This is a genomic window from Burkholderia sp. 567, from assembly GCF_040545115.1.
Lineage (GTDB): Bacteria > Pseudomonadota > Gammaproteobacteria > Burkholderiales > Burkholderiaceae > Burkholderia > Burkholderia ambifaria.
Map to the genome: position 1 here is coordinate 315,914 of NZ_JBEPLG010000007.1, position 21,041 is coordinate 336,954.

The 21,041-nt window shown below is 66.5% G+C and carries 17 protein-coding genes and 2 tRNA genes; 8 read left to right on the forward strand and 11 right to left on the reverse strand.

From position 1 onward, the window contains the following. Window positions 1-237 precede the first annotated feature (237 nt). Window positions 238-465, reverse strand: coding sequence for a hypothetical protein (locus ABIC50_RS21825; protein ID WP_354166777.1), 228 nt, complete (start codon window positions 463-465; stop codon window positions 238-240). Here ABIC50_RS21825 and ABIC50_RS21830 point away from each other — a divergent pair. Further along, window positions 374-1,603, forward strand: coding sequence for a right-handed parallel beta-helix repeat-containing protein (locus tag ABIC50_RS21830; protein ID WP_471686048.1), 1,230 nt, complete (start codon window positions 374-376; stop codon window positions 1,601-1,603). The two genes, ABIC50_RS21825 and ABIC50_RS21830, sit on opposite strands and share 92 nt — an antisense overlap. A 76-nt stretch (window positions 1,604-1,679) precedes the next feature. Here the strand turns inward: ABIC50_RS21830 and ABIC50_RS21835 are convergent. The 3 genes from ABIC50_RS21835 to ABIC50_RS21845 all read right to left on the reverse strand — a co-directional run bounded on the left by ABIC50_RS21835 (window position 1,680) and on the right by ABIC50_RS21845 (window position 2,523). Then, a tRNA-Met gene (locus tag ABIC50_RS21835) sits at window positions 1,680-1,756 on the reverse strand. Window positions 1,757-2,129: 373 nt separating this feature from the next. Beyond that, a tRNA-Arg gene (locus ABIC50_RS21840) sits at window positions 2,130-2,204 on the reverse strand. Window positions 2,205-2,340: 136 nt separating this feature from the next. Then, entirely contained in the window at window positions 2,341-2,523 is a 183-nt protein-coding gene (locus tag ABIC50_RS21845; protein ID WP_041491231.1) for a rubredoxin, read from the reverse strand. A gap of 197 nt (window positions 2,524-2,720) precedes the next feature. Here ABIC50_RS21845 and ABIC50_RS21850 point away from each other — a divergent pair, with 197 nt between their 5' ends. From ABIC50_RS21850 to ABIC50_RS21870, 5 genes are all read left to right on the forward strand, one after another. Further along, window positions 2,721-3,125, forward strand: coding sequence for a DUF4399 domain-containing protein (locus ABIC50_RS21850; protein WP_041491385.1), 405 nt, complete (start codon window positions 2,721-2,723; stop codon window positions 3,123-3,125). A 233-nt stretch (window positions 3,126-3,358) separates the two neighbouring features. After that, the gene (locus ABIC50_RS21855; protein WP_471685991.1) at window positions 3,359-5,308 is read left to right on the forward strand and encodes an ATP-binding cassette domain-containing protein; all 1,950 of its coding nucleotides are present in this window, start codon (window positions 3,359-3,361) and stop codon (window positions 5,306-5,308) included. 272 nt (window positions 5,309-5,580) lie between these two features. Continuing rightward, complete coding sequence (locus tag ABIC50_RS21860; protein ID WP_105833031.1) at window positions 5,581-7,563, forward strand: DNA topoisomerase IV subunit B; 1,983 nt, start codon at window positions 5,581-5,583, stop codon at window positions 7,561-7,563. Window positions 7,564-7,624: 61 nt separating this feature from the next. Further along, window positions 7,625-9,946: a DNA topoisomerase IV subunit A gene (parC, locus tag ABIC50_RS21865; protein ID WP_354166783.1), complete on the forward strand. Its 2,322-nt coding sequence runs from the start codon at window positions 7,625-7,627 to the stop codon at window positions 9,944-9,946. A 245-nt stretch (window positions 9,947-10,191) separates the two neighbouring features. Then, on the forward strand, window positions 10,192-10,650 hold the full coding sequence (locus ABIC50_RS21870; protein ID WP_006752878.1) for a CopD family protein: 459 nt from the start codon (window positions 10,192-10,194) through the stop codon (window positions 10,648-10,650). A gap of 55 nt (window positions 10,651-10,705) precedes the next feature. On the opposite strand, the gene ABIC50_RS21875 is transcribed toward ABIC50_RS21870, so the two are convergent. Next, complete coding sequence (locus ABIC50_RS21875; RefSeq protein ID WP_354166785.1) at window positions 10,706-11,590, reverse strand: LysR family transcriptional regulator; 885 nt, start codon at window positions 11,588-11,590, stop codon at window positions 10,706-10,708. A 113-nt stretch (window positions 11,591-11,703) separates the two neighbouring features. Between ABIC50_RS21875 and ABIC50_RS21880 the strand changes: the two genes are divergently transcribed. Continuing rightward, window positions 11,704-12,150 carry a multidrug/biocide efflux PACE transporter gene (locus ABIC50_RS21880; protein ID WP_354166787.1) on the forward strand — a complete coding sequence of 149 codons (447 nt, stop codon included), beginning with the start codon at window positions 11,704-11,706 and terminating at the stop codon, window positions 12,148-12,150. 42 nt (window positions 12,151-12,192) lie between these two features. On the opposite strand, the gene ABIC50_RS21885 is transcribed toward ABIC50_RS21880, so the two are convergent. From ABIC50_RS21885 to ABIC50_RS21910, 6 genes are all read right to left on the reverse strand, one after another. Further along, window positions 12,193-13,401: a chromate transporter gene (locus ABIC50_RS21885; protein ID WP_105833028.1), complete on the reverse strand. Its 1,209-nt coding sequence runs from the start codon at window positions 13,399-13,401 to the stop codon at window positions 12,193-12,195. Between the two features lie 196 nt (window positions 13,402-13,597). Then, window positions 13,598-15,937: a bifunctional diguanylate cyclase/phosphodiesterase gene (locus tag ABIC50_RS21890; RefSeq protein WP_165751821.1), complete on the reverse strand. Its 2,340-nt coding sequence runs from the start codon at window positions 15,935-15,937 to the stop codon at window positions 13,598-13,600. A 221-nt stretch (window positions 15,938-16,158) separates the two neighbouring features. Continuing rightward, window positions 16,159-17,040: a PhzF family phenazine biosynthesis protein gene (locus ABIC50_RS21895; protein ID WP_354166790.1), complete on the reverse strand. Its 882-nt coding sequence runs from the start codon at window positions 17,038-17,040 to the stop codon at window positions 16,159-16,161. Window positions 17,041-17,062: 22 nt separating this feature from the next. Beyond that, window positions 17,063-17,521, reverse strand: coding sequence for a RidA family protein (locus ABIC50_RS21900; protein WP_006478174.1), 459 nt, complete (start codon window positions 17,519-17,521; stop codon window positions 17,063-17,065). Window positions 17,522-17,564: 43 nt separating this feature from the next. After that, window positions 17,565-18,746 carry an aminotransferase-like domain-containing protein gene (locus tag ABIC50_RS21905; protein ID WP_011657566.1) on the reverse strand — a complete coding sequence of 394 codons (1,182 nt, stop codon included), beginning with the start codon at window positions 18,744-18,746 and terminating at the stop codon, window positions 17,565-17,567. Between the two features lie 151 nt (window positions 18,747-18,897). Further along, window positions 18,898-19,806, reverse strand: coding sequence for a DMT family transporter (locus ABIC50_RS21910; RefSeq protein WP_175704218.1), 909 nt, complete (start codon window positions 19,804-19,806; stop codon window positions 18,898-18,900). A 119-nt stretch (window positions 19,807-19,925) separates the two neighbouring features. Between ABIC50_RS21910 and ABIC50_RS21915 the strand changes: the two genes are divergently transcribed. Then, entirely contained in the window at window positions 19,926-20,978 is a 1,053-nt protein-coding gene (locus ABIC50_RS21915) for an RNA-guided endonuclease InsQ/TnpB family protein (RefSeq protein WP_354166792.1), read from the forward strand. Window positions 20,979-21,041 lie beyond the last annotated feature (63 nt).

Here is a 21,041-nt window from a genome sequence, read left to right on the forward strand (position 1 = left end):
GGTAATCGCTGCACCGATGCCGCGCGCGATCTCGCGGTCGCGCGCGCCTGAATCAGCCCAGACGTTCGCCTGATGAAGAAGGTTCGGGATTCTATGCAATGTCGGATGCGCGTCAGTTGCGATGAATCAAGGAGGATTGCGAACGGTGCTTCCGCACGGAATTCATTTACAAAGTGCGCTGGCGTACTTACGATGACGCCAATCTGGGCTAGCGGAACATCGTATGCGTACAGTCGATCAAGCGATGCTTGCCGCGCTCTGCCTTTGTCTCGCCGCATGCGGCGGTGATGACGACAACACTGCGGCGGCACCGCAGACCGTTGCGGGTACATCGACATCTGCCGGCGCCGCATCCGGCGCATCGACTTCATCGATTTCATCGACGAATTCCGGCCGCTCTGGCCCGACCTCAGGGGCGACCGGCGCCACTCCCGGCGCGCCGCTTCCGCCGTCCAGCGGCTCCAATCCAGTTCTCGTCGCCGATGTGACGGTCTCCCCGGCCGCCGACGGCCGTGATCAGGCCGACGCGTTGCAGAAAGCATTCGACAGCCTGCAGGCCGGCCAGCGCCTGGTGATCGCGCCGGGCCGCTACGTCGTCGGGCATTCGCTTGCCGTGAACGTGCCGCAGGCGGTGATCTCCGGATACGGGGCGACGCTCGCCGCCACGAATCCGGCCGACCAGACCATCGTGATGCGCAGCACCGGTTCGACGCTCGTCGGCGTGACGCTCGCCGGCACCGGCACGACGCGGCTCACGACGCCCGAGTCGACCAAGGTCGAGGTGACGGGCGCGGACGTTCAGGTGCTCGGCGTGACGATCCAAGGGGGCGCGAGCGCGGGGATTTTCGTGTTCGGCGGCAGCGGTATCGCGATCGTGGGCAACACGGTGCGTGCGACGCTGGCCGACGGCATCCATACGACCTACGGGTCGACCAACGTGCTGGTGCAGAACAATACGGTGACGGGCACCGGCGACGATCTGATCGCCGTGGTCAGTTATCTCGGCGACGGCCGGCTCAGCAGCAACGTGCTCATCGACCACAATTCGGTGTCGAGTAACGCGTGGGGGCGCGGCATTACCGTTGTCGGCGGGCAGGGCGTGACGATCTCGAACAATACGGTCGACGGCGTCGAGAAGGCGGCGGGTATCCTCGTCGCGCAGGAAGACAGCTGGAAGACTTATGGGTCATCGAACGTCGTCATCGCCGGCAATACCGTGACCAATATCCAGAACTCGAACGTGAACAACGGCCTGCAGCCGACGCAACAGGGCGCGATCGAGCTGGATACGTGGACGGGAACGGTGTCGGGCGTCGCGGTGACGGATAACCGCGTGTCGGGATCCGGCTATGCGGGGTTCCGGGCGTATGGGAACGTGTGTTCGTTCAGCGTGACGGGCAATACGTTTTCGTCGATCGCCGGGTTGCCGGTCGGGCTGTTGACGAACGGGTGCGCGGTGAGCCAGATCGTCGTCGATGCGAATCGGCTCGGGGATGGCAGTGTGCTGGCGCTACCGGCCGGCGCGTCGTCGACCGGGACGTTTGCGGTGACGGGGGCGAATGTGAGTTTGATGCCGAAGGTCAGGACGGGGTTGATGCGGTGAGGGCGGGGGACCGGCCGTGCTGGTACAGCGTGCAAATCAAAAAGCCCGCTTGCTTTCGCATAGCGGGCTTCGATGTTGGTTGCGGGGATAGGATTTGAACCTATGACCTTCGGGTTATGAGCCCGACGAGCTGCCAGACTGCTCCACCCCGCGGCGCGAAGTGTACATCGGACTGTTGCGGTGCGTCAAATGATCAGTGATACCCCCGCGTCTCCCATCAAAATCCGCTTGCTTACATTGCCTGGGTTCTCTCGGATATCCGAGTGTTACCTCGGGTCCGATCAAGTAACCCACCCATGTTTGCTGCCCTCCGGCGGTCGGATAACACTTTGGGCAACGGCCGAACGCTTGATCGAAAAACGCCGTGCGCAGTGCCCGAGCATTCCGAAGGGCGTCGGAAGGACGCGCGGGGAATCGGCGGTTGTTTCCACTGTTGGTCGCTGATGGAAGTCCGCAACAAAAAACCCCGCACAGCCAAGCGTGACGGGGTTCTTGTGACGAAGCTGGTGAAACTTTGGAGGCGCTCTGGTCCCCCCGACAGGAATCGAACCTGTATCTAGCGCTTAGGAGGCGCTTGTTCTATCCATTGAACTACGGGGAGAGCCGGGTCCGCGATATTGCGTGCGAAAAAACGCGACCGGGACGGCGATGTGGACAGCGCGCAGAGTATAGCAAACGCGCGGCGCATCGGCGGACGGAATGCGTGCCGGTGCGCCGCGCGCGTGCTCAAACCGAAATCAGAAATCCACGACGACGAAATCTTCCTTGCCCACGTCGCACAGCGGGCACCGCCAGTCGGCGGGAATGTCGGCGAAACGGGTGCCGGCGGGGATCCCCTCGTCGGGCAGGCCTTCCGCTTCGTTATAGACCCACCCGCAAATCAGGCAGACCCAGCTCTGGTATTCGATTACGTCGCTCATAGGGCGTTCGGGATGAAGAAAGTCGGTCATGCCGTCCGCGGCGCGGCCAACGGACGAAAGGCGCAATAGTACCGTAATTTCGCCGAACACCTGCGCAACGTCCTTTTAAACGTACGCATCGCGAACAACGCCCGACATCGCACGGGCCGGGCACGCAGTGTATGCTTCGTGAGCCTTTCAATCTGAAGGAGGAAACGATGCTCAACAAGAAATGGATCGCAGGTGCGGTATGTGTCGCGGCACTGGCCGTGTCGACGCTCGCGCGTGCCGAGGCGCGCGTGTTTTTCGTCGAGCCGAAGGATGGCGCGACGGTGTCGAGCCCCGTGCACGTGCAGTTCGGCCTCGAAGGGATGGCGCTCAAGCCGGCCGGCGACATGACGCCGGACACGGGCCACCATCACCTGCTGATCGACGGCAAGCCGGTGCCCAAGGGCGACGTGATTCCCGCCTCCGAACATTCGCTGCACTTCGGCAAGGCCCAGACCGAAACCGACGTGAAGCTGCCGCCCGGCAAGCACACGCTGACGCTGCAGCTCGGCGACGGCGCACACCGTTCGTATGGTCCCGAGCTGAGCTCGACGATCACGGTCAACGTGAAGTAATCGCACCTCCCGCGTGCGGGCGCCCGGCCGGGAAGCTGCGGCCGGATGCCCGCCGCGCCGGCCCCGCGGGGCGCCGAAGCGCGCCACGCCGGCGCCGTCCGCCGAGCGCACGCCTGCAGGCAGTCACAGCACGAAAAGCACCACGCACCGGCATAGTCCGTCCGGCCATCCCGGCGCCGGCCTCCGCCACCGGTACAATGGGCGCTTCCGATTTCTCTCTTCGCCGTCTCCCCATGTCGCTTTATTCCATTACCGGCGCGCAACTCGCGTTCGGTCACGTCGCGTTGCTCGATCACGCGGACTTCTCGCTGGAAGCCGGCGAGCGCGTCGGCCTGATCGGCCGCAACGGCGCGGGCAAGTCGTCGCTGCTGAAGATCGTCGCCGGGCTCGCGAAGCCCGATGACGGGCTGATCACGCGCCAGCAGGAGCTGGTGACCGTCTACGTGCCGCAGGAGCCTGAATTCGAACCCGGCGCGACGGTGTTCGAGGCCGTGGCATCGGGGCTCACGCACACGCGCGAAGTGCTCGAAGAATACGATTCGATCGCGCACCGCCTCGCCGAGACGCCCGAAGGCGCCGAGCACGATGCGCTGCTCGCGCGGATGAACGCGCTGCAGTCGTCGCTCGACATGCACGACGCGTGGAACTGGCGCACGCGCGTGTCGATGACGCTCGCGCAGATCGGCCTGACGGACGGCGACGCCAGCGTCGACGCGCTGTCGGGCGGGATGCAGAAGCGCGTCGCGCTGGCGCGCGCGCTGGTGCTGCAGCCCGACGTGCTGCTGCTCGACGAACCGACCAACCACCTCGACTTCGACGGCATCCGCTGGCTGGAAGAACTGCTGGTCTCGCAGCGCGCGGGCCTGCTGTTCATCACCCACGATCGCGCGTTCCTCGACCGCGTCGCGACACGCATCGTCGAGCTCGATCGCGGCGGGCTGCTGTCGTATCCGGGCAATTTCTCCGCGTACCAGACGCGCAAGGCGCAGCAGCTCGAAGTCGAGCGCGTGGAAAACGAGAAGTTCGACAAGCTGCTCGCGCAGGAAGAAGTGTGGATCCGCAAGGGCGTCGAGGCGCGGCGTACGCGCAGCGTCGGGCGCATCGCGCGGCTCGTGCAGATGCGCAACGAGCGCGCGGAGCGCCGCAATTCGCAGGGCAACGTGAGGCTCGACGTCGCGCAGGGCGAGAAGTCGGGCAAGATCGTCGCGGAACTGACGGACGTGACGAAGCGCTACGGCGATCGAACGGTGGTCGACACGTTCTCGACGTCGGTCATGCGCGGCGACAAGATCGGTTTCGTCGGCCCGAACGGCGCGGGCAAGACCACGCTGCTCAAGCTGATCCTCGGCGAGCTGAAGCCTGACACGGGCACGGTGCGCACGGGCACGAACCTGCAGGTCGCGTATTTCGACCAGATGCGCGCGCAGCTCGACCAGGACAAGAGCCTGGCCGATACGATCAGCCCCGGTAGCGAATGGGTCGAGATCGGCGGCGTGCGCAAGCACGTGATGAGCTATCTCGGCGACTTCCTGTTCGCGCCGGAACGCGCGCGCTCGCCGGTGAAGTCGCTGTCGGGCGGCGAGCGCAACCGGCTCCTGCTCGCGCGCCTGTTCGCGCGTCCGGCCAACGTGCTGGTGCTCGACGAACCGACCAACGATCTCGACATCCCGACACTCGAACTGCTCGAAGAGCTGCTGGCCGACTATGACGGCACGGTGCTGCTCGTCAGCCACGATCGCGCGTTCCTCGACAACGTCGTGACGTCGGTGATCGCGGCGGAGGGCGACGGCAAGTGGCGCGAATACGTCGGCGGCTTCACCGACTGGCAGATCCAGAGCGAGCGTTCGCAGCAGCTCGCGCAGCAGGAAGCGGCGAAGCGCGCGGTGAAGGAAGCGGCGCCGGTCAAGGAAGACCCGGCGAAAAGCGCGGCGGGCCGCAACGCGCAGCGCACGGTCAAGCTGTCGTTCAACGAGCAGCGCGAACTCGATGCGCTGCCGCAGAAGATCGCGGCGCTCGAGGAAGAACAGAAGACGATCGACGCGCAACTCGAGGACGGCGCGATCTTCGCGAAGGATCCGCAGGAAGGCACGCGCCTGACCGAGCGGTTCGCGGCGATCGACGACGAACTGCTCGCCGCGCTCGAGCGGTGGGAAACGCTCGAAGCGAAGCGCAAACCGGTCTGACGCACGGCGCGCGGCGCGTCGCTGGCCGGCGCGTCGTACGCCCGCCGCATGGCCGGCCGCACCGCGCGACGATCTTGCGATGGCGCGCCACGCGGAACCAGTAAAATACCGCGCGTCCCGGGTCGCGCAGCGCATGCCGCGCGCCCGCTTTCGAAGCAGTCCAAGCACAGCGTTGTTTCGATTCGCTTTTTTACGGAACTCAACGTTTTGTCCACGACGTTATCCACACCAGGTGTGGACAACGTCCCGATGAATGACGAAATTCAGCGCCTATGTCAACGAAGAAGCCCAGCGCGGCCTATAGCGAAGCATCGATCAAGGTGCTCAAGGGTCTCGAGCCGGTCAAGCAGCGGCCCGGCATGTACACCCGTACCGAAAATCCGCTGCACATCATTCAGGAAGTCATCGACAACGCGTCCGACGAGGCACTCGGCGGCTACGGCAAGCAGATCATCGTCACGCTGCACACCGACCAGTCGGTATCGGTCGAGGACGACGGCCGCGGCATCCCGTTCGGCATGCACCCCGAGGAAGGCGTGCCGGTCGTCGAGATCGTGTTCACGCGCCTGCACGCGGGCGGCAAGTTCGACAAGGCCGCCGGCGGCGCGTACACGTTCTCGGGCGGCCTGCACGGCGTCGGCGTGTCGGTGACGAACGCACTGGCGACGCGCCTCGACGTGACGGTCTGGCGCGACGGCAAGATCGCCGAACTCGGCTTCGCCGACGGCGATGTCGTCAAGCCGCTCACTACGCAAGGCGCGGGCCGCGGCGAGAAGAAATCCGGCACGCGCGTGCAGGTGTGGCCGAATCCGAAGTACTTCGATTCGCCGAACCTGCCGCTCGGCGAGCTGCAGCGCCTGCTGCGCTCGAAGGCCGTGCTGCTGCCGGGCGTCGAGGTCGTGCTCGTCAACGAGAAGACGGGCGAACGCCAGACCTGGAAATACGAGGACGGCCTGCGCGGCTACCTGCTCGACGAGATGAACGGCAGCGAGCTGCTGATTCCGCTGTTCGAAGGCGAGCGCTTCGCCGATGCGCGTTCGACCGACGAAACCTTCGCCGAAGGCGAGGGCGCGTCGTGGGTCGTCGCATGGAGCGAGGAAGGTTCGCTCGTGCGCGAGTCGTACGTGAACCTGATCCCGACGCCGGCCGGCGGCACGCACGAGTCGGGCCTGCGCGACGGTCTCTACCAGGCGGTGAAAAGCTTCGTCGAACTGCACAACCTGCAGCCGAAGGGCGTGAAACTGCTCGCGGAAGACGTGTTCGCGCGCGTGTCGTTCGTGCTGTCCGCGAAGGTGCTCGACCCGCAGTTTCAAGGGCAGATCAAGGAGCGCCTGAACAGCCGCGACGCGGTGAAGCTCGTGTCGTCGTTCTCGCGGCCGGCGCTCGAACTGTGGCTGAACCAGCACGTCGAGCACGGCAAGAAGCTCGCCGAACTCGTGATCAAGCAGGCGCAGGCGCGCACGCGCGCGGGCCAGAAGGTCGAGAAGCGCAAGAGCTCGGGCGTCGCGGTGCTGCCCGGCAAGCTGACCGATTGCGAGACGGAAGATATCGCGCGCAACGAACTGTTCCTCGTCGAGGGCGACTCGGCGGGCGGTTCCGCGAAGATGGGCCGCGACAAGGAATACCAGGCGATCCTGCCGCTGCGCGGCAAGGTGCTGAATACGTGGGAAACCGAGCGCGACCGCCTGTTCGCGAACAACGAGGTGCATGACATCTCGGTCGCGATCGGCGTCGATCCGCACAGCCCGGACGAAACCGTCGACCTGTCGAACCTGCGCTACGGCAAGATCTGCATCCTGTCGGACGCCGATGTCGACGGCTCGCACATCCAGGTGCTGCTGCTCACGCTGTTCTTCAAGCACTTCCCGCAGCTGATCGAACGCGGCCACGTGCATGTCGCGCGGCCGCCGCTGTTCCGCGTCGATGCGCCCGCGCGCGGCAAGAAGCCCGCGCAGAAGCTCTATGCGCTCGACGAAGGCGAACTCGAGGCGACGCTCGACAAGCTGCGCAAGGACGGCGTGCGTGAAACGCAATGGAGCATCAGCCGCTTCAAGGGGCTCGGCGAAATGAGCGCGGAGCAGCTGTGGGACACGACGATGAACCCCGACACGCGCCGCCTGATGCCGGTGAAGCTCGGCGAGCTCGACTACGAGTCGACCGTCGCGCGGATGACGATGCTGATGGGCAAGGGCGAGGCAGCCGCGCGGCGCGGTTGGCTCGAGGAAAAGGGCAACGACGTCGAAGCGGACATCTAACCCGCGCGGCCGGGCATGACGCCCGGCCCGGCCTCACGCCATTTACGAATACGGAATTCAGATGGACGACAATACTTCCGATCTCTTCGCCGGGTCCGACGCACCGGACGCCGATGCGCTGACGCTCGGCAATTACGCGGAGCAGGCGTACCTCAGCTACGCGGTCAGCGTCGTGAAGAGCCGCGCGCTGCCCGACGTGTGCGACGGCCAGAAGCCGGTGCAGCGCCGGATCCTGTTCGCGATGAACGAAATGGGCCTCGGCCCCGACGCGAAGCCGGTGAAGTCGGCGCGCGTGGTCGGCGACGTGCTCGGTAAATACCACCCGCACGGCGACCAGTCGGCATACGACGCGCTCGTGCGTCTCGCGCAGGATTTCTCGCTGCGCTATCCGCTGATCGACGGGCAGGGCAACTTCGGCTCGCGCGACGGCGACGGCGCGGCGGCGATGCGATACACCGAAGCGCGGCTCACGCCGATCTCGAAGCTGCTGCTCGACGAGATCGACCAGGGCACGGTCGACTTCATGCCGAACTACGACGGCTCGTTCGAGGAACCGAAGACGCTGCCGAGCCGCATGCCGTTCGTGCTGCTGAACGGCGCATCGGGCATCGCGGTCGGCCTCGCCACCGAAATCCCGTCGCACAACCTGCGCGAGGTCGCGGCGGCGGCGGTCGCATTGATCCGCAATCCGAAGCTCACGCACGCGGAGCTGATGAACCTGATCCCCGGCCCGGACTTCCCGGGCGGCGGCCAGATCATCTCGAGCGACACCGAGATCGCGGCGGCCTATGAAACCGGTCGCGGCAGCCTGAAGGTGCGCGCGCGCTGGAAGATCGAGGATCTCGCGCGCGGCCAGTGGCAACTCGTCGTCACCGAGCTGCCGCCGAGCACGTCGGGCCAGAAGGTGCTCGAGGAAATCGAGGAGCTGACCAACCCGAAGCTCAAGCTCGGCAAGAAGACGCTCACGCCCGAACAGCTCAACACGAAGAAGGCGATGCTCGACCTGCTCGACGCGGTGCGCGACGAGTCGGGCAAGGAAGCGGCGGTGCGGCTCGTGTTCGAGCCGAAGTCGCGCACGATCGACCAGACGGAATTCGTGAACACGCTGCTCGCGTACACGAGCCTCGAGTCGAACGCGACGCTGAACCTCGTGATGATCGGCGCCGACGGCCGGCCGGGCCAGAAGGGGCTGCTGACGATCCTCGACGAATGGGTGAAGTTCCGCCAGCTGACGATGACGCGCCGGTCCCGCCATCGTCTCGCGAAGGTCGACGACCGCATCCACATCCTCGAAGGGCGGATGATCGTCTTCCTGAACATCGACGAGGTGATTCGCATCATCCGCGAGGCGGACGAGCCGAAGGCCGCGCTAATGAGCGCGTTCGGCCTCACCGACCGCCAGGCGGAAGACATTCTCGAAATCCGGCTGCGTCAGCTCGCGCGGCTCGAGAAGATCAAGATCGAGAAGGAGCTCGAGACGCTGCGCGACGAGAAGGCGAAGCTCGAGGAGCTGCTCGCGAACGAAAGCGCGATGAAGCGGCTGATGATCAAGGAGATCGAGACCGACGCGAAGCAGTACGGCGACGATCGCCGCACGCTGATCCAGCAGGAAAAGCGCGCGACGTTCGAGGCGAAGGTGGTGGACGAGCCGGTGACGGTCGTCGTGTCGCAGAAGGGCTGGGTGCGCGCGCTGAAGGGTCACGGGCTCGACCCGGCCGGCTTCACGTTCAAGGCCGGCGACCACCTGTACGCGGCGTTCCAGTGCCGCACGCCCGACCGCCTGATCGCGTGGGGCAGCAGCGGCCGCGTGTACTCGGTCGACGTGTCGGTGCTGCCGGGCGGCCGCGGCGACGGCGTGCCGGTGACGTCGCTGATCGAGCTCGAATCGGGCTCGCACCTGATGCACTACTTCGCGGCGCCGGTCGACCAGCAACTGCTGCTTGCGTCGAGCAACGGGTTCGGCTTCCTCGCGAAGGTCGGCGACATGGTGAGCCGCGTGAAGGCCGGCAAGGCATTCATGACGATCGATGCGGGCGCGGTGCCCCTCGCGCCGATGCCGGTGCTGCCGAACGCGACGCAGGTCGCGTGCCTGTCGAGCGGCGGCCGGCTGCTGGTGTTCGGGATGGACGAGATGAAGACGCTGTCCGGCGGCGGCCGCGGCGTGATCCTGATGGCGCTCGACGACAAGGAAACGCTCGTGCAGGCGCTCGCGATCGACCCGGCCGGCGTCGTGCTGATCGGCACCGGGCGCGGCGGCAAGGCGCAGGACGAGACGCTGTCGTACGCGGGGCTCGCGCCGCACATCGGCAAGCGCGCACGCAAGGGCCGCACGCCGGAGACGAAGCTCAAGGTCGTCAACGAACTGCGTCCGCTGCTCGGCTGACGCCGCCTCCGCGCGCCGGCTCGACCGGCATCGCAGGCCGCACCTCCGCTTCGGCGGGCGTGCGGCCTGTTCTTTTGGGCGGCGTATTCAGGTAAGCGACAGTGGCGGCGTCACGCGGAATTTGCAAAATAGTGTGAAATGCCGCCCGGGGTCCGAACCGAGCGGCGGCCCGCCGGTCGAACGTCGCTCGAGACCGCGCATGACGCGGCTGTTCGTTGCACCCAACCCCTATCAGGATTGTCGCCATGTCCCACGCTGTTGCCGTCGCGCTGTTTCTTCACCTGCTGGCCGTCGCCGTGTGGGTGGGCGGGATGGTCTTCGCGAATTTCTGTCTGCGCCCGGCGCTGTCCGACCTGACGCCGCAGCTCCGGCTGCCGCTGATCGAAGGCGTGTTCGGCCGCTTCTTCAACTGGGTGTCGGGCTCGGTGATCGTGATCCTGCTGTCCGGCGGGTTCCTGCTGATGGCATTCGGCGGCGCGCACGCGACGTGGACGCTGCATGCGATGGCGGGGCTGGGCGTCGTGATGATGCTGATCTTCGGCCACATCCGCTTCGCGCTGTTCCCGCGTATCCGGCGCGCGGTGCAGGCGCAGAACTGGCCCGATGGCGCGCGTGCGGTGAACACGGTGCGCCTGCTCGTCGTCGTCAATCTCGTGCTCGGCGTCGTGACGATCGGCGCCGCCGTGCTGTCGCGCGGCTTCTGACCTCCGAGTCCGCGGCGCCGTTCGGCGCGCGCCGCCGGCGCGGTGCCGCGCACCGCTACGCGGCCAGCATCGCGTCGAGCAGCCACGCGCCGGCCGGGCCGAGCGGCCGGTTGCGCGACCACACCGCATCGACCCGCACGCGGCGCGGCCAGCCGCGCGAGTGCAGCTCGCACAGCCGGTCGCGCGCGAAGTGCTCGACCATCCAGCGCGGCAACTCGGCCCAGCCGAACCCCAGCACCGCCATCTCCAGCAGCATCAGATAGCTCGGCGCGAGCCAGCGCTGCGTGCCGACGACGATCCGGTCGTCGGCGCCGCGATCCTCCGGTTTCACGTAGGTGTTCAGGCGCAGCTCGCGCGCGTCGCGCAGCGCCGCATGCGGCACGTCGGCGTCGCCGTGGGCGGCCAGCGCGTGCGTGCGCCCGACGAACAGGCCGATCTCGGATTCCTCCGCCACCGTCGCCGCTCCGATATCGGGCGGGTAGACGGCGCGCGCGGCCATCAGCCCGAGCTGCGCGCGGCCCTGCTGGATCAGGTCGAGCACGTCCTCGTGCTCGGCGACCTGGCATTCGAGTTCGAGCGCCGGAAAACGCTGCTCGAGCGCCATCAAGGTTTCCTCGTAACGCTTCGACTGGTACGTATCGGACACGACGAGCGTGAGCCGCGCTTCCTCGCCCTGCGCGAGCCGCGCGGCGGTGCGGTCGATCGCCGCGCCGGCTTCCAGCGTCCGCTGCACCTGCGGCAGCAGCGCGCGGCCGGCATCGGTCAGCGTCGGCGTGCGCGTCGAGCGGTCGAACAGCTGCACGCCGAGATCGATCTCGAGGTTCGCGATCGCTTCGGACACCGTCGACTGCCGCTTGCCGAGCTTGCGCGCGGCGGCCGTGAACGAGCCGAGCAGCGCGGCTTCGGCGAAGGCGAGCAGGGCTTCGGGTGCGTGGCGCATGTGGCGGATCTCATCGCGTTGTATCGGTAAAACCGATGATATCAAACTGGCTTCATACGGTCGTGCCGATCAGAATGCCACACATGATCTGAGCAAACGAATCGGAGGGAAGCATGAAACAGATGAATACCACGGTGACGGAACGCCTCGTTCACGCGCTGACGTTCGAGCTGGTGGCGATCGCGCTGTGCGCGCCGATCGGCGCATGGCTGCTCGACATGCCGGTGTCGCACGTCGGCGTGCTGACGGTGATGGTGTCGCTGATCGCGATGGCCTGGAACATGACGTTCAACACGCTGTTCGACCGCTTCGAGCGGCGCGCCGGCCTCACGCGCACGCTGGGGATGCGGGTCGCGCATGCGGTCGCGTTCGAGTTCGGCCTCGTCGCGATGGTGGTGCCGGTCGCCGCGTGGTGGCTGGATGTGAGCCTCGTCGAGGCGCTGCTGCTCGACCTCGGCATCGTGCTGTTCTTCCTGCCTTACACGTTCTGCTTCAACCTCGCGTACGACGCGCTGCGGGCGCGCTGGGTCGCACGCCGCGTCGCGGTGCAGGCAGGCTGAGCGGCAAGCAGCGGGGGCTGCGGCGGTGACTGCAGCCAGCCGTCAATGCGCGACGGCCCACAGCCATGCGCCGCACGCGATCGCGACCGCACCGTAGACGGCATACACGGGCAGCTTGAAGCGCGCGAAGCACAGCATCGCAAAGGCGCCCGTGAGCCAATAGACGGGATCGGCCGGTTCGCGATGCAGGATCTTCACGACGGCGACGACCAGAAAGCCCGTCGTCGCCGCGCGCATCAGGTGCATCCCGTGCTCGAAGCGCGAGTGGCGCTTGAGCCGGAACAGATGGTTCTGCGCGAACACGACGAGACACCCCGACGGAATGAACAGCGCGGCGGTCGCGAGCAGCGCGCCGGTCCAGCCGTCGGTCAGGTAGCCGAGAAACGGCACGACGTTCAGCAGCGGGCCGGGCGACACGGGCGACAGCGCGAACGCGAGCGTGAAGTCGTGATCGGAAATGCCGGTCGCCGGCGAAACGAACAGCGTCTTGAGCACGGGCAGCGCGGAGAAGCCGCCGCCGAACAGCGTCATCCCGGCGCCGGCGAGCCGCGGCCACAGCAGCGTCATCTGGTAGTCGCCGGACAGCGGCAGCGCGAACAGCGCGACGAGGATGGCGAGCAGCACGAGCAGGTTGCGGTCGCGCTTCGATAGCGTGAAGTCGACCGCGTCGTCTTGCGGCGGCCCGGTCAGCCAGCCGGCTGCAAACGCGGCGAAAAGAATCCCGACGAACGCGGCCGGACTATGCGCGAAAGCGAGCAGAATCGTCGACAGCGCGGCAATCAACTGTTCGAGCCGCGTGCGCGCGAGCGTACGCAACTGCTTGATCCACGTGACGCCGATCAGCGCGGCGAGCACCATCCCGAAGTGATTGATCAGCATCGGCGCGGCGAGCGAGCGCACGATCGGCGTGCGGTAGAAGATCGCGAACAGCGTCATCAGCAGGAAGAACGGCAGCACGCTCGCGATGCCGGCGATCCACGCGCCGATGCGGCCGTGCAGCGTCTGGCCGACCTGCACCGCGACATTGCAGCCGACCGGGCCCGGCACGAGCCATGCGAGGGCGATGAAATCGGCGAACACGTGCGGCTCGATGCGCTGCAACCGGTCGACGTAGTGGCGTTCGAGCTGCGCCATCATCGACAGCCCGCCCCACGATACGGCGGAAATGCCGGCGACGACCTTGAACAAGGTCCATAGGGAGGCCTGTGCCGGTTCGACACGTTCGGCCGCTTCGACTTCGACGGTTGTCATGACTATGCTGTTGGCGCTGGGCCTGGTCTCGCGCTTGAAATCGTGCCGGCGGCCCGCCGACACGGTGGCCCTCCCGATTGTCCGCCGCGCATCGTGACACTGCCATGCGCGAAAACGCTAGTAAATGGACTAAACAATCGGATCGGAAAACGAAACGATCGGGGGCCGCGCAACCAGTGCCGCGCAGATGGCGGGCTCAGGCGCCCGTGCTGCCGGTCGCGCGGTGGGTGAGGACGTCCGGCCGGGCGCCGCGCACGCCGAAGCGTGCGATCAGCGCGGGAATCGCGTCGGCCGGCACGGGGCGCGAGAACAGGAAGCCCTGCGCCTCGATCTCGCCGAGCGCGGACAGCCACGCGATCTGCTCCTCGGTCTCGGTGCCCTCGACGACGACCGTCAGGCCGAGCGAGCGCGCGAGATGCACGATCGACGACACCATCACGCACACGCTGCGATCGTTCGGGATGGCCTGCACGAACGAGCGGTCGACCTTCAGCGTGTCGACGGAGAAGCGGTGCAGGTACGACAGCGATGAATAGCCGGTGCCGAAATCGTCGAGCGCGATCCGGATGCCGAGCTTCTTCAGCGCGACGATCTTCTCGGACACGAGCTCCGGGTATTCCATCATCGCGGTCTCGGTGATCTCGATCTCGAGCCGGTTCGCGTCGATGCCGGTGTCCTGCAGCGCCTGGGAAATCGTCTCGATGAGGTCGCCGCGCCAGAACTGCACCGGCGAGATGTTGATCGCGAGCGTCAGCGTGTCGTGGCCGTCGTCGCGCCAGCGCGCGATCTGTTCGCACGCGGTGCGGATCACGAAGTCGCCGATCGGCACGATCAGACCCGTCGATTCGGCGATCGAAATGAATTCGTTCGCGGAGATGATCCCGTGCTCGGGGTGGTCCCAGCGCGCGAGCGCCTCGAAGCCGGTGATCGTGCGGTGCGTCAAGTCGATCTTCGGCTGGTAGGCGAGGAACAGCTGCCCTTCGGCGAGCGCGACGCGCAACTGCTGTTCCCAGCGCATCAGGTGGTCCGCGCGGTGCGACAGGTGCGGCGCGTAGAACTGATAGCAGTTCTTGCCGGCGTCCTTTGCGCTGTACATCGCGAGGTCGGCCTTCTTCAGCAGGTCGATCTCGCTTTCGTTCGCGACGCTGTGCAGCGCGATGCCGATGCTGGCGTGCAGCACGAACGAACTGCCGCGCACGTCGAACGGCTCGCCGAACATCCGGATGATCGCCTCCGCGAGCCGCACCGCGCGCCGTTCGATGTCGTCGCCCTTCATCACGACCACGAACTCGTCGCCGCCGATCCGCGCGAGCGAGCCTTCGTCGCCCACGGCATCCGACAGGCGCGACGCGGTCATCTGCAGCACGATGTCGCCGGCGTTGTGGCCGAGCGTGTCGTTGACGGTCTTGAAGTTGTCGAGGTCGATGAACAGCAGGCCGAGCCGCGACAGGCTGGCCGGCATTGACACGTCGTTGCGCAGCCCGCGCAGCGTCGCGTAGCGGTTCGCGAGGCCGGTGAGCAGGTCGTATTCGGCGAGCTGGGTCATCTCGCGCTCGCGCCCCAGCAGCTTGCCGATCAGCCCCGTCGCGACGCTGAAGAACGCGAGCATCGCGAGCGTGATGAAGCTCGTCATCAGCAGGTAGACGTTGCGCGTGTGGGAGTAGTCCGCGAATTCCTCGGTCTGCGACAGCCCGACCATCACCGCGAGCGGGTAGCCGTCGAGGTGGCGGTACGACACGATGCGCGTCACGCCGTCGATCGGGTCGATGATCGTGCCCGTCACGCGCTCGGCGATCGGGTATACGCCCGACGCGGAGAACGCACCCGGTGCGTTGCTGACCGAGCCGGTGCGCCGCGCGAGCACCGCGCCCGTGTCGGACACCACGGCGATCACGCCTTCCTTGCCGATCGCCGCGTTGTTGTAGAAATCGTTGGTGAAGTAGCTCGGGTCTTCCGACACCACGACGATGCCCGCGAAGCTGCCGTCCGGGTTGTTCAGGCGCCGCGTCATCTGCAGCGTCCAGTGGCTCGACACGCGGCCGAACACCGGCTTGCTGATGTACAGGCGGTCGTCGTTGTGCGCGAGATGGACCTTGAAGTGCTCGCGGTCCGACAGGTTGATCGGCTGCGGATGAATGTCGGCCGTGTTCGCGAACAGGATACCCTTCGCGTTCACGAGCGAGACCTGGATCAGCGTGTCGCTCGGCACGACGCCTTTTTCGACCGCGCTCGCGAGATTGAAGTGCGCGGGCGATTTCTCGAACTCGAACTTGACGAAGCGGGTGATCTGGTCGACCTGGTGGATCGCCTTGACGGTGTGCTGCTCGAGCGCGGACGACAGGATCGCCGCGGATGCCGCCGCTTCCTTGTACGCGCTGTCCTTTTCGACCGACAGTCGCGCGATGATCACCGCCCACAGCAGCGCAAGCGCCAGCATCCCGAGCAACGGGATCGCGAACAGCGCGCGCCGGCGCGATTTGCGCGGCGCGCGCAGCGGCCGGGTCGGCGGCGTGTGGTTGGACCGGGCGGAGCTCATTGAAGAAGGGCGGCGTCCTGCTCGCTTGCGCCATCCTCGTCGGGATGGCCGGCTATGGTTGGGGTCGCCCCGGCGTCTGTTCGTTCGCGGGATGCGCAACCATGGACAGACCCGCCGAAGCGACGGATTAGGCCCGATATTACTGGCTGGAACGTTTTTGCGATAGACGGGCAACCTCAGGGCGTCGGCCGGGCCATCGCACGTGGCGAAACGACGAAACGTCAGGCGGGCATCTGGAACGTGCCGTCCACGACCGTCACGACGTGGCCGCCGATCCAGATCGTTCCGTCGTCGTCATAGCGAACGGCAATGCGGCCGTCGCGGCCGATCGCCGTGCCCTGACGGGCCGTGTACGACGTGCCGGGGCGGCGCTGCTGGCGGCTCAGCAGCTCGGCCAGCGCGGCGTTCGCGCTGCCGGTGGCGGGATCCTCGCCGGTGCCGAAACCGTCGCCCGTCATCAGGCAGCGGATTTCGAACGTCGCGGGGCCGTCGTCGGGGTGCGACGCGTAGGCCGCGAGGCCGTGCGCGCCGTAGCGGTGGATGAGGGCGCCGAGCGCGGCCGGATCGGGCGCGAGGCCGATGCAGGCGTCGGCCGACGTGAGCCGCACGACGAGCCACGGCGCGCCGTTGTCGACCGCGCATGGTTCGGCGTCCGGATCGATCGCATTGCTGCGCAACGCGGCCGCCAGCACCGGATAGTCGGCCCGGTCGAGCGGCGTGAACCGTGCGGGCGGCGCGGCAAATGCCCAGCCGTCGGCCTGTTCGCGCAGTTCGACCTGCCCGACGCCGCATTGCTGGATCAGCACGCCCGGCGTGCGCGGTCGCGCGCCGCTTTCCAGGAACGCATGCGCGGTGCCGAGCGTCGGGTGGCCGGCGAACGGCAGTTCGCCGCCCGGCGTGAAGATCCGGACGCGGTAATCGGCCGCCGGATCGGTCGGCGTGCACACGAACGCCGTTTCCGACAGGTTCGTCCAGCGGGCGATCGCGAGCATGTCGTCGTCGCCGAGCGAATCGGCGTCGAACACGACCGCGAGCGGGTTGCCCTTGAACGGCACCGACGTGAAGACGTCGACCTGCTTGAAACGGACGCCGTGGCTAGTCATCGTGACGATCGCGTGACGTGAGTTACGCGACTTCGGCGATCAGCTCGATCTCGACGCATGCGCCGAGCGGAATCTGCGCGACGCCGAATGCCGAACGCGCATGCTTGCCCGCATCGCCGAACACTTCCGCGATCAGTTCCGACGCACCGTTCGTGACGACGTGCTGTTCGGTGAAGTCGAGCGTCGAGTTGACGAGGCTCATCAGCTTCACGATGCGCGTGACCTTGTTCAGGTCGCCGGTGTGCGCGTGCAGCGTCGCGAGCAGGTCGATCGCGATCGAGCGGGCGGCCGCCTTGCCGTCTTCCGTCTGCAGATCCGCGCCGAGCTTGCCGGCCCAGACCTTGCCGTCCTTTTTCGCGATGTGGCCCGACAGGTAGACCGTGTTGCCGCTTTGCGCGCTCATCACGTAGGCGGCGGCCGGTGCGCCGGCGGTCGGGAGCTCGATGCCGAGCGACTTCAGTTTGTCGTAGACGTTAGCCATGCGTTCGATTCCTCGTAGAGAGTCGTGACAGGAAAAAGCGGGATCAGAGGCGCTCGCGCAGCAGCTTGCCGAGCCGCGCGACGCCTTCCTCGATCTTCTCGGGCGGCACCGTCACGAACGACAGGCGCAGCGTGTTCTGTTGAGCATCGTCCGCGAAGAACGGCGCGCCCGGCACGAAGGCGACGTGGTTGTCCACGGCCGTGGCGAGCAGCTTCATGCTGTCGATCTGCGCGGGCAGGTTCACCCAGATGAACATCCCGCCTTCCGGACGGTTCCACGTGACGCCTTCCGGCATGTGCCGTGCGAGCGACGCGAGCATCGCTTCGCACTGCGCGCCGTACAGCTGGCGGATCGTCGGGATGTGCTCGTCGAGGAAGCCGTCCTTGATCACTTCGTGCGCGATGCGCTGCGTGAGCGTCGGCGTGTGCAGGTCGGTGGCCTGCTTGGCCTGCACGAGCTTGAAGTGGAGTTCTTCGGGGGCAATGATGTAGCCGATCCGCAGGCCGGGCGCGAGCACCTTCGAGAACGTGCCGAGGTGCACGATGTGGTCGGGCGCCATCGACAGCATCGTCGGCAGCGGCTCGCCCTGGTAGTTCAGCGCGCCGTACGGGTCGTCTTCCAGCACCGGGAACGGGCTCGACTGCGCGAACGCGGCGAGCGCGCGGCGGCGCTCGACGGGCAGGCGGCGGCCGGTCGGGTTCTGGAAGTTCGGCTGTGCGTACAGCAGGCGCGCGCCTTGGGTCAGCTCGGGCGTGAGGCCTTCGGGCAACAGGCCCTGCTCGTCGGTCGGCACCTGCACGTAGCGCGGCTCGTACAGCGAGAACGATTGCAGCGCGCCGAGGTAGGTCGGGGTTTCGACGAGGATCGGGCTGTTCGGATCGATCAGCGCCTTGCCGAGAAGGTCGAGTGCCTGCTGCGAGCCGGTCGTGATCAGTACCTGCGACACGCGCACGCTGTAGCGCTCGGCGATCCATTCGCGCAGCGGCAGGTAACCTTCGGTCGCGCTGTACTGGAGTGCGGCGGCGGGCGCGTCGCGCAGCACGCGGTCGGCCGCGGCGCGCATGCGTTCGGCCGGGAACGTCGCCGGAGCCGGCAGGCCGCCTGCGAACGAGATGACCTCGGGGCGTTCCGTGACCTTCAGGATCTCGCGGATCGCAGAGCTCGTCAGCTTGCGGGCGCGTTCGGAAAGCTGCCAATGCGGCGGATGCAGGTCGGTCGGATTCATAGTCTCCTCGTTCGGATATCGGGTCAGTCAAGAAAGGTCGATCAGGCAGATTGCGTCGACGCGGCCGGGTAGGCATGCGGGAGCGCAAGCGGGCCGTCGCGGCCGGGTGGGCAAAACCGTTCTGGCAAAACAAACATTATGGCGCACCTCATCAACCGGCGCGAGCAGCACGCGGGGCCGTGGCAACGGCCGAGCGCCGGCCGAGCATCACGGTGGCGATCACGGCGGCCGCGAACAGCCAGGTGGACGGCGTCACCGTCTCGCCGAACAGCAGCGCGGAGAAGGCGATCGTGAAGAAGATCTGCAGCAGCTGCACCTGGCCGACGCGCGCGATGCCGCCCATCGCGAGGCCCGCGTACCACGCGAAAAAGCCGATGAATTGCGAAAAAAGGGTCACGTAGCCGAATGCAAGCCACGTGCGCAACGCAAGCGGGGCCGGATGCACGACGTGCTGCGTCCATGCGAGCCAGCCGACCGGCAGCACGAGGAACGGCGCGGACACGACGAGCGCCCAGCAGATCACCTGCCAGCCGCCGATCTGACGCGCGAGCCGCGCGCCTTCCGCATAGCCGAGCGCGCCGATGCCGACCGCGACGAGCATCAGCGCGTCGCCGGCCTGCACGGTGCCGCCGCCGTCGCGCAGCGCGAACGCGATCACGAGCGCGCTGCCCGCCAGCGCGCTGGCCCAGAACGCCTTCGACGGGCGCTCGTGCGACAGCCACGCCGCGTACAGCGCGACGAACAGCGGCTGCAGGCCGTTGACGACCGCGCCGTGCGACGCCGGCACGGTTTTCATCGCCCACGCGGAGAACACCGGATACGCGATGATCACCCCGGCCGAGACGACGGCCAGGCTTTTCAGCTGCGCGCGGGTCGGCAGCCGTTCGCGGCGCCACCACAGCAGCAGGGCGGCCGGCACCGACGCGGCGAGCGCGCGGCCGAGCCCGTTGAGCAGCGGATTGAGTTCGGAGACGACGATACGCGTCATCGGCAGCGTCAGGCTGAAGATCATCACGCCGATGAGGCCGAGCAGCATGCCCCGGGTTTCGCGCGAATTCATCAGAATTTGCTCCGAGAAACCCCGCCATTTCCCCCAAGGGGACTTCCTTCGGGGCGGATGGCGGGAAGGAAAGGCGTGCTGTTGACAGGCAGCTTCTTCCACAGGTTAGGATCACCGGCATGATTCTTGTCTACCGCTACCGGGTGAAGTCGCTCAACGGACTGCTTAACAAGCAGAGCCGTGCGGTGAACTACGTCTGGAACTTCTGCAACGACACGCAGAAGCACGCGCTCAAGTGGAACAAGAGGTGGCCGACGGGTTTCGACTTGAATGTGCTTACCACCGGCAGCAGTAAGGAACTCGGCATCCACTCCGGCACGATCAACGCGACGTGCGAGCAATACGCGAAGTCGCGCAGCAAGAACCGACGCCCCTACCTGCGCTATCGCGGCAGGAAATCGCTGGGCTGGGTGCCGCTGAAGGGCCGCGACCTGAAGCGCGAGGGTGACGCGTTCCGTTTCGCCGGCAACACGTTTCGCGTGTTCAACAGCCGATCGCTTCCCGAAGGCAAGATCAAGGATGGAACCAGTTTCGCGCAGGATGCGAGGGGAAACTGGTTTCTCAACATCGTGATCGAGATGCCCGATGTGCAGGCCCGCCCAATCCGTTCCGGCGTCGGCATCGATCTCGGCCTGAAAGACTTCGCCACACTTTCGACCGGCGAGAAGCTGCCCAATGACCGATTCGGCCGACGCGCGGCGGAGAAGCTGGCGAAAGCGCAGCGAGCGCGAAAGCACAAGCGACATATCGCGAAGCTGCACGCCAAGGTCGCGAATGCCCGCGCCGATTTCCAGCATAAGCTCGCGCTCGATCTGGTGCGGCGTTTCGATTACCTCGCGGTCGGCAACGTGTCGGCCGCGAAGCTCGCCAGAACCAGGATGGCGAAGAGCGTCTACGACGCATCCTGGTCGTCCTTCCGAAACAAGCTCCGTTACAAGGCGATGGCGCACGGGGCCACGTTTGAGGAAGTCGACGAAAGCGGTTCTACCCAGTCCTGTTCGGCGTGCGGATCGAAAGACAGCACGACGCGGCCGAAAGGTATCGCGGGACTGCGAGTAAGAGAGTGGGCCTGCGATGGCTGTGGTGTCGTGCATGATCGTGATATCAACGCTGCGCTGAACATTCTCCGATGCGGACGTGCATCGCCAGGTGTGGGAATCACCTGCCTTTAGGCGGGTGAGGACGTCAAGTACTGGGTGTCTCCGTATTGCCGGGTTTGGCTGGGTTCGTGTAAT